18 protein-coding genes and 1 tRNA gene are annotated in these 14,207 nt (G+C 67.8%); 10 read left to right on the top strand and 9 right to left on the bottom strand.

Annotation, left to right across the window (positions count from 1 at the left end):
* Positions 1 to 61: 61 nt before the first annotated feature.
* The 6 genes from AC13CR_RS04985 (at position 62) to AC13CR_RS05010 (ending at position 5,148) form a co-directional block, all read left to right on the top strand.
* Entirely contained in the window at positions 62 to 1,204 is a 1,143-nt protein-coding gene (locus AC13CR_RS04985) for an SPOR domain-containing protein (RefSeq protein ID WP_292957863.1), read from the top strand.
* On the top strand, positions 1,204 to 2,184 hold the full coding sequence (nagZ, locus tag AC13CR_RS04990) for a beta-N-acetylhexosaminidase (protein ID WP_292957860.1): 981 nt from the start codon (positions 1,204 to 1,206) through the stop codon (positions 2,182 to 2,184). Before AC13CR_RS04985 ends, nagZ begins: the two co-directional genes overlap by 1 nt.
* 134 nt (positions 2,185 to 2,318) lie before the next feature.
* Positions 2,319 to 3,116 carry a segregation and condensation protein A gene (locus tag AC13CR_RS04995; RefSeq protein ID WP_292957971.1) on the top strand — a complete coding sequence of 266 codons (798 nt, stop codon included), beginning with the start codon at positions 2,319 to 2,321 and terminating at the stop codon, positions 3,114 to 3,116.
* Between the two features lies 1 nt (position 3,117).
* Positions 3,118 to 3,801: an SMC-Scp complex subunit ScpB gene (gene scpB, locus AC13CR_RS05000; RefSeq protein WP_446233010.1), complete on the top strand. Its 684-nt coding sequence runs from the start codon at positions 3,118 to 3,120 to the stop codon at positions 3,799 to 3,801.
* A gap of 9 nt (positions 3,802 to 3,810) precedes the next feature.
* Entirely contained in the window at positions 3,811 to 4,005 is a 195-nt protein-coding gene (locus AC13CR_RS05005) for a hypothetical protein (protein ID WP_482900763.1), read from the top strand.
* Between the two features lie 39 nt (positions 4,006 to 4,044).
* Positions 4,045 to 5,148, top strand: a complete 1,104-nt coding sequence (locus AC13CR_RS05010; RefSeq protein WP_482900764.1) for a THUMP domain-containing class I SAM-dependent RNA methyltransferase — start codon at positions 4,045 to 4,047, stop codon at positions 5,146 to 5,148.
* Between the two features lie 17 nt (positions 5,149 to 5,165).
* Here AC13CR_RS05010 and AC13CR_RS05015 read toward each other — a convergent pair whose 3' ends face one another.
* From AC13CR_RS05015 to ihfA, 4 genes are all read right to left on the bottom strand, one after another.
* Positions 5,166 to 6,233 (bottom strand): 2'-deoxycytidine 5'-triphosphate deaminase, encoded by a 1,068-nt coding sequence (locus AC13CR_RS05015; protein ID WP_482900765.1) that lies wholly within the window; start codon positions 6,231 to 6,233, stop codon positions 5,166 to 5,168.
* Positions 6,234 to 6,302: 69 nt separating this feature from the next.
* Positions 6,303 to 6,380 (bottom strand) — tRNA-Pro (locus tag AC13CR_RS05020).
* 70 nt (positions 6,381 to 6,450) lie between these two features.
* Complete coding sequence (locus AC13CR_RS05025) at positions 6,451 to 7,074, bottom strand: MerR family transcriptional regulator (protein WP_482900766.1); 624 nt, start codon at positions 7,072 to 7,074, stop codon at positions 6,451 to 6,453.
* Positions 7,075 to 7,080: 6 nt separating this feature from the next.
* Positions 7,081 to 7,383, bottom strand: a complete 303-nt coding sequence (gene ihfA, locus AC13CR_RS05030) for an integration host factor subunit alpha (RefSeq protein ID WP_292957843.1) — start codon at positions 7,381 to 7,383, stop codon at positions 7,081 to 7,083.
* A 182-nt stretch (positions 7,384 to 7,565) separates the two neighbouring features.
* On the opposite strand from ihfA, the gene AC13CR_RS05035 reads away from it, so the two are divergent.
* Positions 7,566 to 7,841 (top strand): DksA/TraR family C4-type zinc finger protein, encoded by a 276-nt coding sequence (locus AC13CR_RS05035; RefSeq protein ID WP_292957840.1) that lies wholly within the window; start codon positions 7,566 to 7,568, stop codon positions 7,839 to 7,841.
* Between the two features lie 12 nt (positions 7,842 to 7,853).
* On the opposite strand, the gene AC13CR_RS05040 is transcribed toward AC13CR_RS05035, so the two are convergent.
* From AC13CR_RS05040 to AC13CR_RS05055, 4 genes are all read right to left on the bottom strand, one after another.
* The gene (locus AC13CR_RS05040) at positions 7,854 to 8,828 is read right to left on the bottom strand and encodes a beta-ketoacyl-ACP synthase III (RefSeq protein ID WP_292957837.1); all 975 of its coding nucleotides are present in this window, start codon (positions 8,826 to 8,828) and stop codon (positions 7,854 to 7,856) included.
* Positions 8,825 to 9,931: a phosphate acyltransferase PlsX gene (gene plsX / locus AC13CR_RS05045; protein ID WP_292957834.1), complete on the bottom strand. Its 1,107-nt coding sequence runs from the start codon at positions 9,929 to 9,931 to the stop codon at positions 8,825 to 8,827. Before plsX ends, AC13CR_RS05040 begins: the two co-directional genes overlap by 4 nt.
* A 22-nt stretch (positions 9,932 to 9,953) precedes the next feature.
* On the bottom strand, positions 9,954 to 10,160 hold the full coding sequence (gene rpmF / locus AC13CR_RS05050) for a 50S ribosomal protein L32 (protein ID WP_090742511.1): 207 nt from the start codon (positions 10,158 to 10,160) through the stop codon (positions 9,954 to 9,956).
* A 248-nt stretch (positions 10,161 to 10,408) separates the two neighbouring features.
* A complete protein-coding gene (locus AC13CR_RS05055; RefSeq protein WP_292957825.1) occupies positions 10,409 to 10,957 on the bottom strand; it encodes a YceD family protein in 549 nt (182 codons plus the stop codon).
* A gap of 143 nt (positions 10,958 to 11,100) precedes the next feature.
* On the opposite strand from AC13CR_RS05055, the gene AC13CR_RS05060 reads away from it, so the two are divergent.
* Positions 11,101 to 11,544 (top strand): outer membrane protein assembly factor BamE, encoded by a 444-nt coding sequence (locus AC13CR_RS05060; protein ID WP_292957822.1) that lies wholly within the window; start codon positions 11,101 to 11,103, stop codon positions 11,542 to 11,544.
* A 22-nt stretch (positions 11,545 to 11,566) separates the two neighbouring features.
* Here AC13CR_RS05060 and AC13CR_RS05065 read toward each other — a convergent pair whose 3' ends face one another.
* Positions 11,567 to 12,559, bottom strand: coding sequence for a serine hydrolase domain-containing protein (locus tag AC13CR_RS05065; protein WP_292957819.1), 993 nt, complete (start codon positions 12,557 to 12,559; stop codon positions 11,567 to 11,569).
* A gap of 96 nt (positions 12,560 to 12,655) precedes the next feature.
* On the opposite strand from AC13CR_RS05065, the gene AC13CR_RS05070 reads away from it, so the two are divergent.
* Positions 12,656 to 13,387 carry an SseB family protein gene (locus AC13CR_RS05070; protein ID WP_446233612.1) on the top strand — a complete coding sequence of 244 codons (732 nt, stop codon included), beginning with the start codon at positions 12,656 to 12,658 and terminating at the stop codon, positions 13,385 to 13,387.
* A 75-nt stretch (positions 13,388 to 13,462) separates the two neighbouring features.
* Positions 13,463 to 14,161 carry a CDP-alcohol phosphatidyltransferase family protein gene (locus tag AC13CR_RS05075; RefSeq protein WP_292957813.1) on the top strand — a complete coding sequence of 233 codons (699 nt, stop codon included), beginning with the start codon at positions 13,463 to 13,465 and terminating at the stop codon, positions 14,159 to 14,161.
* The last annotated feature ends 46 nt before the right edge of the window (positions 14,162 to 14,207 follow it).

Raw genomic sequence — 14,207 nt, forward strand, 5'->3', positions numbered from 1 at the left:
GCCCCGGCCGAAGTGGACGAGCAGTCGAGGCAAGTCGGATCAACCGGCAGACAGGCAGGCTATGGCAGTAATGGATTTCCGCGAAGGCGGTTACGTGTTCTCGCGGCACAAGGTGCGGCGCGAATTCTCTTACGATCAGGACAACTGGGACGGCGCCGGCGATGCCGTATCCGGCGACAGCCGATTCGCGGCCGATCCCGACGGGTCGGAAGGCATTTCGGTTCGGTTGACCCGGCTGACCCATTATCTGGGCGCCGTGGCCTCGGTCGGGCTGATGGTCGGGCTGATGGTCTGGGGCTGGCAACTGGTGTCGCGCGATGTTTCGGGCGTGCCGGTCATCAAGGCCATCGCGGGCGATGCCCGCACCACGCCCGAGGATCCGGGCGGCAAGCTGACCTCTTACACCGGCTATTCGGTCAATGGCGTGACCGAGGGGGCCGAACCCGCGCGAACCGATACGGTCGCGATCGCGCCCGCCGCGGTGGGCCTGACCGACGAGGATGTCGCGATGGGCACGCTTGGCGCCGAGGCGCGCGATCCCGCCAATACGCCCGACGCGCCGCTCAGCTTCGATGGCGAGGAAATCACGCCGATGTCTGACAGCGAGGCCCGCGCTCTGGCCGAGGAACAGGCGGCGGCCGAAGCGAACCGCCTTGCCGTGGCCAGCGATTCGGTCGAGGATTCCTCGGTCATCGACGCGCCCGTGATCGAGGGATCGGTCAACGAGGCGCTGACCGACGAGAACGGCGTCCCCGCGCAGACCGATGCGATCAACGCGGCTCTGGCGCAGGCGCAGGCCGCGGCCAATCTTGGCGCCATTGTGGCCTCGCCCCGTCCGGCTCCGCGCCCGCGCATCACCCGTCTGGCCTCGGCCGGCACGATGGCAACCGACGCGGCGCCGGCGGCCCCGGCCCGCCGCCCGGCCGAGCCGACCGCGAAGCCGGCCGTCGATACCGGCAGCGGCCCGCTGGTCCAGCTTGGCGCCTTTGACAGCAATGCCATCGCCAACGGCGAATGGAACCGCCTTTCGGGCAAGTTCGGCTCGCTGTTCTCGGACAAGGGGCAGGTGATCCAGAAATACGATTCGAACGGCCGCACCTTCTGGCGGTTGCGCGTGGCAGGCTTTTCCTCGATCAGCGATGCGCGCCAATTCTGTTCGGCGGTCAAATCGGGCGGCACGGACTGCATCGCGCTGTCGCGCTGATGGCGCCGAACGCGACGATCCTCGGCGGCATCGCCGGGACCAGCCTCACGACGGGCGAGCGGTCCTTTTTCCGCCAAGCCGATCCGTGGGGCTTCATCCTGTTCGGCCGCAACGTGGACGACCCTGACCAGCTGCGCCGCCTGACCGGTGATCTGCGCGAGGCCGTGGGCCGCGACGCGGTGATCACCGTCGATCAGGAAGGCGGCCGCGTCCAGCGCCTGCGGGCGCCGCATTGGATGGAATGGCCCGCACCGCTGGATCAGGCCCCGGCCGGGCCGCGCGCCATGTGGCTGCGACACTACCTGATCGGGCGCGAATTGCGCGATTGCGGCATCGATTCGGATTGCGCGCCGACGCTGGATGTGGCGCAGCCCGACACTCATCCCTTCCTGCGCAACCGCTGTCTCGGAACCGATCCGCAAACCGTCGCCGAACTGGGCCGCGCTGCCGCCGATGGCCTGCTGGCTGCCGGAGTGCTGCCGGTTGTGAAACACATGCCCGGACATGGCAGGGCTGCCGCCGACAGCCACAGCGACCTGCCCGTGGTCACCGCGCCACTGGCCGAACTCGACGCAACGGATTTCGCGCCGTTCAGGGCGCTCAACGATCTGCCGATGGGCATGACCGCCCATATCCGCTTTGCCGACCTGGACGACGCCCCCGCCACCGCCTCGGCCCGGATCATCGCGCTGATCCGCGACCGGATCGGCTTCGACGGCCTGCTGATGAGCGACGATATCACCATGAACGCCCTCGCCGGGTCCGAATCCGACCGTGCCGCGGCCTCGATCGCCGCCGGATGCGATCTGGTTCTGCATTGCAACCGCGATGTGGCCCAGATGGAACCGGTGGTCGCCGCCGCGGGGCCGATGACGCCCCTCGCCCGCCGCCGTGCCGATGCAGCACTTGCCCGGCGCCGTGCGCCCCGGAATCTGGACCGTGCCGCGCTGCTCGCCGAATGGCGCGCGCTGACCGCCTGATTTCTTCGTTGCACAAATACCCCTTGCGCGCCCGCCGCGCTTGACTCGCGCAGGGCTTGGGCCGAGTCTGCCCGTCGCAGCAAACGGGAATTCCCTTGGCCAGATCCTCGACAGACGTTCCCTATCTGAAGCCGGTGCCCGACAGCCCGCCGGAGGATGATTTCGACAGCGTGGCGCAGCGCCGGGCGGACGAGGCGCTGATCATCGACGTGGACGGCTATGAAGGCCCTCTGGACCTGCTGCTGACCCTGGCGCGGACCCAGAAGGTCGATCTGATGAAGATCTCGGTCCTGCACCTGGCCGAACAATACCTGGCCTTCGTGGAAAAGGCCCGCGCCCTGCGAATCGAGCTGGCCGCCGATTATCTGGTCATGGCAGCTTGGCTGGCCTTCCTGAAATCGCGCCTGCTGTTGCCGCCCGACCCCGAGGCCGAGGGCCCCTCGGCCGAGGACATGGCCGCCCATCTGGCCTTCCAGCTGGAACGGCTGCAAGCCATGCGCGAGGCGGCAGCCCGCCTGATGGGCCGCGATCGGCTGGGCATCAGCCGCTTTGCGCGCGGCGCGCCCGAAACCATTGCCCGCAAGCGGCGCACCGAATGGCAGGCCGGGCTGATCGACCTGATGCGCGCCTATGCCCGCCTGAAGACGAAAGAGGAATTCCGCCCCTATGCCTTCGAGCGCCACGACACATTCACCATGGAACAGGCGCTGGACCGGATGCGCGGGCTGATCGGCTTTGCCGGCGACTGGACCGACCTGTCGGATTTCCTGCCCGATGGCTGGGACGGTGACGGCAGGCGCCGCCGCTCGGCCACCGCCGCCACCTTTGCCGCCTCGCTGGAACTGGCCCGGCAGGGCAAGCTGGAGATCCGCCAGGCCGGGACCTTCGCGCCCATCAGCTTCCGCCGCAACCCTTCAGCCGACCGCTCCTGACGTGACCGATCCGACCCCGCAAGACGACGCCGAGGCCGAAGCCCGGCCCCAGTTTCCGCCGCCGCCGCCGGACCAGCAGGAACGAATGGTCGAAGCCATCCTTTTCGCCGCCGCCGGTCCCATCACCGTTCGCGACCTGGCCGCCCGCCTGCCGCGCGGCTGCGATCCGGCCGAGGCCGTGTCGGCCCTGCGCCGCCGCTATCAGGGCCGCGGCGTGGCGCTGGAACGAATCGGCGACGGCTATGCCTTCCGCACCGCCCCCGATCTGTCCTTCCTGATGCAGACCGAAACGGTCGAGCAGCGCCGATTGTCCCGCGCTGCCGTCGAGACATTGGCGATCATCGCCTATCACCAGCCGGTCACCCGCGCCGAGATCGAGGAAATTCGCGGCGTCGCGGTCAGCCGCGGCACGCTGGACCAGCTGATCGAGATGGAATGGGTCCGTGTCGGCCGCCGCCGCATGACACCGGGCAGGCCGGCGACCTTTGTCGTGACCGAGACATTTCTGGACCATTTCGGCCTGGAATCGGCCCGCGATCTTCCCGGATTGTCCGAGTTGCGCGCGGCAGGGCTGCTGGATTCGCGGCCGCCGCGCGAGGGGATCGCCACCCCTCTTGCGCCGGCCACCGAGGATGACAATATCGACCGCGGCATTCCCGCCGACGATCTGTTCGAAGATGAGTGAGGTCACAGGATGAACGGCTTCATCAACATGTTCACCCGTCTGTTCATGCGCCGCATGATGAACTGGGGCATCAACAAGGGCATCAACCGCATGTCGCGGGGCAAGCCGGGGGCCTCGCCGAAGCCACAGCAGGCCAGAACCAACCGTCAGGCCGCCAAGCGTGCCCGGCAGGCGGCGAAATTGGCGCGGCGGATCGGCCGCTGAGCCTCGCCTTTTCCGTCGCCAGCCGCTAGGGCTCGGCGCATGCGCGACGATCCTTTCGACATTTTCCTGGTGGCGACGCCGGGGCTGGAACAGCCCTTGGCCGCCGAGGCGCGCGCGCTTGGCTGGGTGCCAGAGATCCAGCCCGGCGGCGTGACGATTCGCGGCGGCTGGGCGGACGTCTGGCGGGCCAATCTTTGGCTGCGCGGGGCGACGCGGGTTCTGGCGCGGATCGGCAGCTTTCGGGCGCTGCATCTGGCGCAGCTGGACAAGCGGGCGCGGAAATTTCCCTGGGCTTCGGTGCTGCGCCGCGATCTGTCCGTCAGGGTCGATGCCGTCTGCCGCGCCAGCCGCATCTATCACGCGGGCGCGGCGGCACAGCGGGTCGAACGCGCCATCGCCGAGGAACTGGGCGCCCCGATCGCGGCCGATGCCGGAATCGTCGTGAAGGTCCGGATCGACGACGATCTGGTCACGATCAGCCTCGATACGACCGGCGAATCGCTGCACAAGCGCGGCCACAAGCAAGCTGTCGCCAAGGCCCCCATGCGCGAGACGATGGCGGCGATGTTCCTGCGCGAGATGGGGTTCGATGGCAGCCAGACCGTGGTCGACCCGATGTGCGGGTCGGGCACCTTCGTCATCGAGGCGGCCGAGATGGCGGCCGGTCTCGCCGCCGGTCGCAGTCGCGGCTTTGCCTTTGAAAACCTTTCCAGTTTTGATCCCGCAGCCTGGCGGGCAATGCGCGCATCCCCGGCGCCGACAACCCCCGAAAACCGCTTTCACGGAAGCGATCGCGACGCCGGTGCCATTCGGATGAGCGTTCAGAACGCCGCCCGGGCTGGCGTGTCGGAATGGACCGACTTTGCCTGCCTGCCGGTTGGCGACCTGACGCCGCCCAAGGGACCGCCCGGCATCGTCATCGTCAATCCGCCCTATGGCGCCCGGGTCGGAAACAACGGGCCGCTATACGGGTTGCACGCCGCCATGGGCGAGGTGTTTCGCGACCGGCTTGCGGGCTGGCGGGTCGGGATCGTGACCAGCGAGGCCGGGCTGGCACGGGCGACCGGGCTGCCGCTGGAGGCCGGTCCCATCATCGCGCATGGCGGGCTGAAGGTCCGGCTGTGGCAGACACCGCGAGGGTGACCGGACGGCATTCGCGGTCAGCGGAACTGCTTGGCAAGTTTCAGGCCCTGACCCTGATAATTCGACCGGATGCCCGCGCCGTAGAGGCGGTCGGGGCGGGCGGCCATGCGTTCATAGACCAGGCGCCCGACGACCTGACCATGTTCCAGCGCAAAGGGTGCCTCGTGACAGCGCACCTCCAGCACGCCGCGCGCGCCGGCGCCGGCCGCCCCGATGCCGAAGCCGGGATCGAAGAAGCCGGCGTAATGAACGCGGAATTCACCCGCCATGGCCAGATAGGGGGCCATCTCGGCGGCGCAATCGGCGGGGATCGCGACCGATTCGCGACTGACGAGGATATAGAACGCACCGGGGTCGAGGATCAGGCGGCCGTCGCCGGTCCGCAACTCATCCCAGAAATCGCGCGCGTCATAGGCCCCGATCCGGTCCAGGTCGATGACACCACTATGGGGTCGCGCGCGATAGCCGACCAGATCGCCGCCCGAGGGACGCAGGTCCACGGAAAAGCCAAGCCCCTGGTCGATCAGCGCCTTGCCGCCGACCAGCGGCTCGCGGGCGTCCAGATCGCGCAATTCGGCGTCCGTCAGCACCGCCTGACCGCGCCGCAGGCGAAGCTGGTTCAGGCGCATTCCGGGGCGCACCAGAACCGAAAAGCTGCGCGGGCAGATTTCGGCATAAAGGGGACCGTCATAGGCTTCGGGCAGGCGATCGAACTCGGTGCCGTCATCGGTCACAAGCCGGGTCAGCAGATCCAGCCGCCCGGTCGAGGATTTGGCATTGGCGACGGCGCTCAGCCCATCGGACAGGGTCAGCCGTTCCATCAGCGGCACCAGATAGACGCATCCCCGTTCCAGAACGGCACCGCCGGACAGATCCATCCGGTGCATTCCGAAATCGGCCAGACGGTCGCTGATGCGATGGCCCTTTCCGGCCAGAAAGCTGGCGCGCAGTCGACAGGCCGTCGTGCCCAGCCGCAAGTCCAGGCTGGCGGGCTGGACCTGTTCGGGCAGGATCGCGGGATCGGCGGTGATGGCGCCCTTATCGATCAGGTGCCGGATCTCGCTGTCGGGCAGGACTCCGTTCATGCCATCCTTCCTTGCAGATCAGGCGGATACGAAAACGCCCACCCCGTGGAGGGATGGGCGTTTTCGAAATGGTCGGGCCGGCGAGATTCGAACTCGCGGCCTTCCGCCCCCCAGACGGACGCGCTAACCAGGCTGCGCCACGGCCCGACGCCGGCCATATAGAGCGAAGCGGCGGGCCTGCACAAGGGCCACGGGACGGGAATCTTCATCCTGCCGGTCAGGTGTTTTCGTAATGCGCGATGATGATGCCGCGCAGTGCGGCGGCGCGGGGCGCGGCCTGCTGCCACCGCGCGTCGCGATGGCTGGCCGCGCGCAGGCGAACCGACAGTCGGGCAAGCTGCGCCAGCCAGCCGGTGGCCTGCGCGTCGGCGGACAGGTCGGGAAACAGCGGCAGCGCATCATGGCCCGACTGCCGGCGGCGGCGCTGCCGCGCGCGGGGCGGATGGTCGGGCATCGGATCGTCCTGCGGCGCGGGTTCGTCGGGCATCTCGATCAGATGCTTCGCGATGGCGGCTTCCTTGCGCGGCGTCGCCTCAGCGGCGCCGGGCGCGGCCACCTGCTCGCCCAGGCGCTCGGCGCCGCGACCGCGAATCGCCGCGCCACGATCCTTTGCGATCAGCTTCTTCGCGCCCCTGATGGTCATGCCGTCGTCGCGCAGAACCTCGCACAGCCCGGCTACCAGCCGGATATCGTCGGGGCGATAATAGCGCCGACCATCAGGCCGCTTCATCGGCTTCAACTGCGGGAACTGCGTTTCCCAATAGCGCAGGACATGCGGGGCGACGCCGATCAGCTTGGCGACCTCTCCGATCGAACGGAATGCCTCGGCGCTTTTCTGCATCAGCAATTATCGCTTGTTGCCGGCAGCGACCCGCTCCTTCATCAGGTGCGATGGTCGGAAGGACAGCACCCGGCGCGGCGTGATCGGCACCTCTTCGCCGGTTTTAGGGTTGCGGCCGATCCGTTCGTTCTTGTCGCGGACGCTGAATGTGCCAAAGGACGAGATCTTGACCTGCTCGCCACTGACCAGCGCGTCCGAAACGTGATCGAGAACGCTTTCGACAAGCTGGGCGGATTCGTGACGCGACAAGCCGACATCGCGGAACACCGCCTCGGCCAGATCCATCCGGGTCAGAGTCTTGTCGCCCATGACTTTTCCTCTTTTGTCACAACAGGATGAAGCGGAATGATCTCCGTGTCAACGAGGGCCGGCGCCAAATCGTTCCGCCATCCGCACCGGATCGGCGCGTTTGCGCGGACCGCCGCGCAGCACGCGGGCTTTGAAACCGGCCCGAACGACGCCTATCTTGAAGCGACGAAAAGGAGGATACCATGGCCGGAGGATGGGCCCGCGACGATGCGGTGAATGATCAGATCGAGGTCAGCACGGCCGAGGCCGTGGCCCGCGCCAGGGCGCGCGCGGCCCGCGCCGCCGAGGCGCCATCGGCCGAATTCTGCGCCGAATGCGACGACCCGATCCCCGAGGCCCGCCGCCGGGCGGTGCCGGGGGTGCAGCTTTGCGTCACATGCCAATCCGGACGCGACCGCCGAATTCGCCCGGAAGGCGGGATCAACCGGCGCGGCAGCAAGGATTCACAGATGAAATAGCCGCGCCCGGCGTTACCAGCGCAGCACGACGCTGCCCCAGCTCAGCCCGCCGCCGATGGCTTCGGTCACGATCACATCGCCGCGTTTCAGGCGTCCGTCCGCTGCGGCCACGGCCAGCGCCAGCGGGATCGAGGCCGCCGATGTATTGCCGTGATCGGCCACCGTCAGCACGACCTTCTGCATCGGCAACTGCATCTTCTGTGCGGTGGCGGTGATGATGCGCATATTGGCCTGATGCGGCACCAGCCAAGTCACGTCTGCGGCGGTCAGCCCGGCCTTGTCCAGGGCCGTGTGCGCGGTCCTGGCCAGTTTCTCGACCGCGTGGCGGAACACCAGATTGCCCTGCATCCGCAGATGCCCCGCCGTGCCGGTGGTCGAGACGCCGCCATCGACATAGAGCAGGTCGCGATACTGTCCGTCGCTGTTCAGATCGGCGGACAGCACGCCGCGATCGGCATTGCCGCCCGCGCCCTCCTGCGCCTCCAGCACCACGGCGCCGGCACCGTCGCCGAACAGCACGCAGGTCGAGCGGTCGGTCCAGTCCATGATGCGCGAAAAGGTCTCGGCCCCGATGACCAGGACCCGGTCGGCCATGCCGCCCCGGATCATCGCATCGGCATTGGCCAGCGCGAAGACGAAGCCCGCGCAGACGGCCTGCACGTCATAGGCGAAGCCGTGGGTCATGCCCAGACCGGACTGCACCATCGTCGCCACCGCCGGAAAGGTTAGATCGGGGGTCGACGTCGCCAGGATGATGCCGTCGATCTGGTCGGGTTCCAGCCCGGCTTTCGACAGCGCGTCGCGGGCAGCGTTCAGAGCCAGATCGCTGGTCGCCTGACCTTCGGCGGCGAAGTGGCGCCGCTCGATCCCGCTGCGCGAACGGATCCATTCGTCGCTGGTATCCAGCTTGTCCTCGAACCAGCTGTTCTCGATCACCGTTTCAGGCAGATAGAGGCCGGTTCCGCGAATGACGGATCTTCGGGTCACGTCGAGGTCTCCGATTCGCCGGCGGTCGTGGCCGAGGCAACCTGGGCCACGCGCGCGGCAAGCCGGTCCTGAAAGCCCGACTTCGCCAGGGTGAAGGCCAGCTTGATCGCCGCCGAAACGCCGGTCGCATCGGCCGAGCCGTGAGATTTGACCACGGTGCCATTCAAGCCCAGGAAGATGCCGCCATTCACCCGACGCGGGTCGATCCGCTTTTGCAGGCGCTTCAAAGAGGTCATGGCCAGCACGGCCGCGAATTTCGACATGATCGAATTGGCGAAGGCCGCGCGCAGGAACTCGCCCACCAGCTTGGCCGTGCCCTCGCCCGTCTTCAGGGCGATATTGCCGGTAAAGCCGTCGGTCACGATCACATCGACGCGCGACGACGGCAGATCGCCGCCCTCGACGAAGCCGACATAGTCGAAACCGCCGGTTCCGGCGGCGTCAGCGATCAGGTCGTGGGCCTGTTTCAGTTCGGCGCGCCCCTTGTGTTCCTCGGTGCCGACATTCAGCAGGCCGACGCGCGGGCGTTCGACGTCCAGGCCGTTGCGGGCGTAGGAGGCGCCCATCATCGCATATTGCAACAGGTCAGGCGCGTCGGCGCGGATATCCGCGCCCACATCCAGCATGATGTTGAAGCCCTGAGGGTTCTTCGAGGGCCACAGACAGGCGATGGCGGGACGGTTCACGCCCGGCAGCTTGCGCAGGCGCAGCATCGACAGCGCCATCAGCGCGCCGGTATTGCCGCAACTGACGGCGGCCCCGGCCTCGCCCTTGCGAACCGATTCGATCGCCGACCACATCGAGGTGCCGTCGCCCTTGCGCAGGATCTGGCTGGGCTTGTCTTCCATCGTCACGACACCCGCGGCATGGCGGATGTCGCAGCGGTCGGACAATTGCTTGCGGCGGTTGATCAGACGGCGAAGCTGATCCTGGTCGCCATGCACGATAAAGCGGATCTCGGGGTTCTTTTCGGCGCTTTCGGCCATGCCGGCCACCACGGCGAGGGGGCCGCGATCGCCACCCATCGCGTCAACCGAAATCACCACGCTGCCCCGGTTCTCGGGGGCGCGCTGTTCCTGAATGGTCGCTGGATCGTCGGTCATATGGCGGGAGGGCCCGACCCGATCAGGCCGCGTCGTCGTCCAGGTCGATCTCGTTCGCCTGGGCGATCACCTCGCGATCGGCGTAATGGCCGCAGGACGGGCAGACGTGATGCGGACGCTTCAATTCGCCGCAATTCGAACATTCGTTGGGGTTGCCGGCGACCAGCGCGTCATGGGCACGACGCATGTTGCGCTTGGAGCGGGTGACGCGATTCTGAGGGACAGCCATGTCTCGACCTCGGTTGTCTGGGTGCGGGCCGAAAGCCGTGGCACCATGAGTTTTGTATTCGTAAATGAACCGCGCAGATACGCGATAGAACCCGCGCCTGCAAGCCCTCGCTTGGGTCGGCTTGCCCATAAATGCGCCGCGGCGGTGGCGCCGCGCCAGCCCATTCTGGTCCGGCAGGACGAATCCGCATGATCGGCCGCGATTCTGTGGCTGCATTGCAACGGCGCGGCGGCGCAGGTTCCGGGCCCCTATCCCTGGACGTCGCCGTCCCCCCGCATCAGCCGGTCCAGCCCCTCGAAGGGCCGTCGCGTCTCGGGCCGGCCGTCATCATCGCGGGCATCCGGCGTCAGTTCGGCGCCTTGCGCGCGGGGATAATCCGGCAAGGACAGCGCCAGTTCCTCGATCATCACGGCCGAAAGGTCGATGAACTGGCCCAGCGGTTCCAGCGTTTCGTCCGGCATCTCGACCTCGTCGCCCTCGGGGTCGCGCAGATGCGGGGAATAGAGGCGGCGCACATCTTCCTCGATCCGGGTCTTCACCGGCTTCAGCGTCACCACGCAGGACTGCACGACCTGTGCCGTCAGCCGGCCCGACAACGCCCAGGCTTGGCCGCCCTCGGCCCTGATCCGGCCCTCGAAAGCCAGGCGGGGCAGGGCGAGGATGTTCAGTTCGGCCGCGATGGCCGCGCGCGCCTCGGCCGCGGGACGCAGCGCGAAATCGGTCGGGCCGCGCGGATCCAGATGGGCGACGCGCAGGCGTTGCGGCTGCGACGCGGAGGGCTGTGCTGGGGCTGTCATGATCGTGCCTCGGGCAGTTGGCTTGCGACATGCGGCGGTGACCTGCGGCACAAGCCCTCGTCGCGGATGGACTTCTTGAGCGCCGCGCCGGAGTTTGCTAAGCCGGGCGGGCCGCGTCAACCGCCCGCACAAAGGAAACCCGCATGGCTGCCTTCAGGAACCTTCTGATCCTGGCTTTCGTGGCCGTGCTGGCCGCCTGTGCGCCCGTCTATCGCAATCACGGCTATGTGCCGCCCGATTCCGATCTGGCGAAGGTGGTCGTCGGCCAGACCAGCATGGATCAACTGGAGGGGCTGATCGGCCGGCCCTCGGCGCAGGGTCTGCTGACCGGTGCGGGGTGGTATTATGTCGGCTCGCGCTGGCGCAATTTTGGCGCGCTGCCCCCGCAAGAGGTAGATCGAGAAGTCGTGGCGATTTCCTTCGCGCCCAGCGGGGTCGTGTCCAATATCGAACGTTTCGGGCAGGAACGTGGCCGCGTCGTGGTGCTGTCGCGCCGCGTGACGGAGGGCAGCGTTACCGAGGTTTCATTCATCCGCCAGCTTCTCGGCAACCTGGGCAATTTCCAGGCCGGCGACTTCATCGAGTGACGCGGCGCGCGGGCCGGGCCGTTCAGGTGGTCTCGATCAGGCGGGCCGCCAGCCGATGCAGTTGGTCACGATATCCTGTCCGCGCCGAGGGAAGGTCGGGGTCGGACGTCATCGCGATGGCGCTGGCCGGGCGGTCGCGCGTGGCGGGAAAGACATAGATCATCTGCCCGCCATAGCCCCAGCCATAGCGCAGGTCGCGACCGGCCATGCGGTCGATGAACCAGCCATAGCCGTATCCCTGGCCGCCGAAGATCGAGGCTGTGCGGACCTGCCAGCTTTGCGCGATCCAGTCCCGCGACAGGATCCTCTGCCCGCCGGCGCGTCCGCCCGTGGCATAAAGCGCGCCGAAGGCCAGCAGCGACCGGGTGCTCATCGCCATCTGGTTGCCGCCCAGATAGATGCCCTGCGGGTCGCGCTGCCAGCCGGCGATGCGAAAGCCCGGAACATCGCCCAGCCAGTCCCGCGCCAGCGCCATCGTGGATCGCTGTGACACCCGCGTCAGGATGGCCGAGACGAGATGGCTGGATGCGGTGGAATACTGCATCGGCCCGCCCGGATCCTGGGTGAAAGGCGCGGCCAATGCGGCGCGGACCCAGTTCGCAGTGTTGACCCAGCGGCCGTAATTCGGTCCCGATTGCCGTTCCAGTCCCGCCTGCATCGACAGCAGATCACCCAATGTCACCTGCGCCAGGCGCGGATCGGGGTCGCGCGGCAGATCGGCCTTCAGGATCGGGGCGATCGGCTGGTCGGGACCGTCCAGCAGCCCCTTGTCGATGGCGATGCCCGCCAGGGCCGAAATCACGGATTTCGAGGCGGACTTGATGTTGGTCGGCCGGTCCGGGGTAAAGCCGCCATAGCCGCGGGCCGCGATCTCGGCGCCGTCGCGCCAGATCGCGACGGCGCGCAGAGGCTCCAGCCGCGACGCCTCGGAGAGGATCGGCGACAGCGAGGCCCGCGCAAGGTTCGGCGCGGCAAGGACGGCGGCGGCGGCAGCCAGCAGGATGCGTCTGTGCATGGCCCCATTATGCGGGCGCGGCGGCGGCAGGCGAAGTCACGCTTGCGTCAGGCGGGGTCGCGCCTGTAGGGCGGAACGCGATGAAAGGGGGGGGCCATGTCCGCGCTTGACGATCTTGCCACCAGTCCGTTCCACGATGCCGAGGCACCGCTTCGGGCGCGGATGCTGTCGCGGCTGGCCGATACCGAACTGGCCGTCGCGCTGGTCTCCGAACCCAGGGGCGAGACGCTGGAATTCCGGATCTTCGCGCTGGAAGACGGCCCCGTCGCCCTGGCCTGCGACGGCGAGGACCGGCTGGCGGGGTTCCTGGGCGGCCCGGTCGCCTATGCCGCGTTGCCCGGGCGGGTGCTGGCGGCGATCCTGCGCACCGAGGGCACGGGCCTGCTGGTCAATCCCGGCGCACCCTCCGAGATGCTTCTGGACGCCGCGACGCTGGATTGGCTGGCGGGCGCGCTGACCTCTGCGCCCGAAACCGCCGAGGCGCGGCTGCGGCCTGTCGCGCCCGACCCGGCCGCCGTCGCGGCGCTGGCCGAACCCCTGGCGGCGCGGCTGTCCGATCTGCGCGGCCTGGTATCCGGCGCAGCCCTTGCGGGTATCGCGGGCCGGGCCGGACATCTGCTGCTGATTTCGGGGGCGTCGCCGGACCACCAGCCCGCCATCGCCAAGGCCCTGGCCGAAACGCTGGCCTTCCTGCCGCCGCAGCCCGGCGGTGTCGATATCAGCTTTTCCGAGACCGTTCCTCCGACCGGCGCGCTGCGATTCGACCTGCCGCCGGACATCCTCCCCGACCTGCCGAAAGGCCCGAAAGGGCCGCCGATCCTGCGCTGATCGTCGCGTCGGTTTCGCCCCGCGCCGTGACGCAGGATTGTTGCACCGTCGTCGCCAAACTGACAGAAGGGATGGATGCAGCCGCGATACAAGGCCCTTCTTGTCCATCTTCTGACCGCGACAGGCGCGGTGCTGTCGATGCTGGCGATGCTGGCGGCGGTCAACGCGGAATGGTCGATGATGTTTCTGTGGCTGGTCGCCGCCTTCGCCGTCGATGGCGTCGATGGCCCGCTGGCGCGCAGATACGATGTCAGGGTCAACTGGCCGACCTATGACGGCGTGCTGATGGATCTGATCATCGATTATCTGACCTATGTCTTCATTCCGGCCTTCGCGTTGTTCAAATCCGGGCTTCTCAGCGGCTGGACCGGCTGGTTCGCGATCATCGTCATCACCTATGGCAGCGTGATCTATTTCGCGGATACGCGGATGAAGACCAGGGATTATTCCTTCGCGGGCTTTCCGGGATGCTGGAACATGGTTGTTCTGGTCCTGTTCGCGGTCAAGCCGCACTGGACGGTGATCCTGGCCATCATCGTGGCGCTGACCGTCGCGATGTTCAGCAACATCAAGTTCATCCACCCGGTGCGCACCGAACGCTGGCGCGCGATCTCGCTGCCCGTGGCCATCGCCTGGGTGATCTTTGCCGTCCGCGCGGCATGGGTCGATTTCCACCCCTCGAGCTGGGCGATCTGGGGATTGGTGGTGACGACGCTGTGGCTGATCCTGGCGGGCGCGGCCCAGCAGCTTCTGGATCGCCGCATCCGGCCCTGAACGCAGGGGGCGGACAAGTCGTCCGCCCCCCTCGCACTCTTTCCCA

This window comes from Paracoccus sp. L-17 (assembly GCF_056857655.1).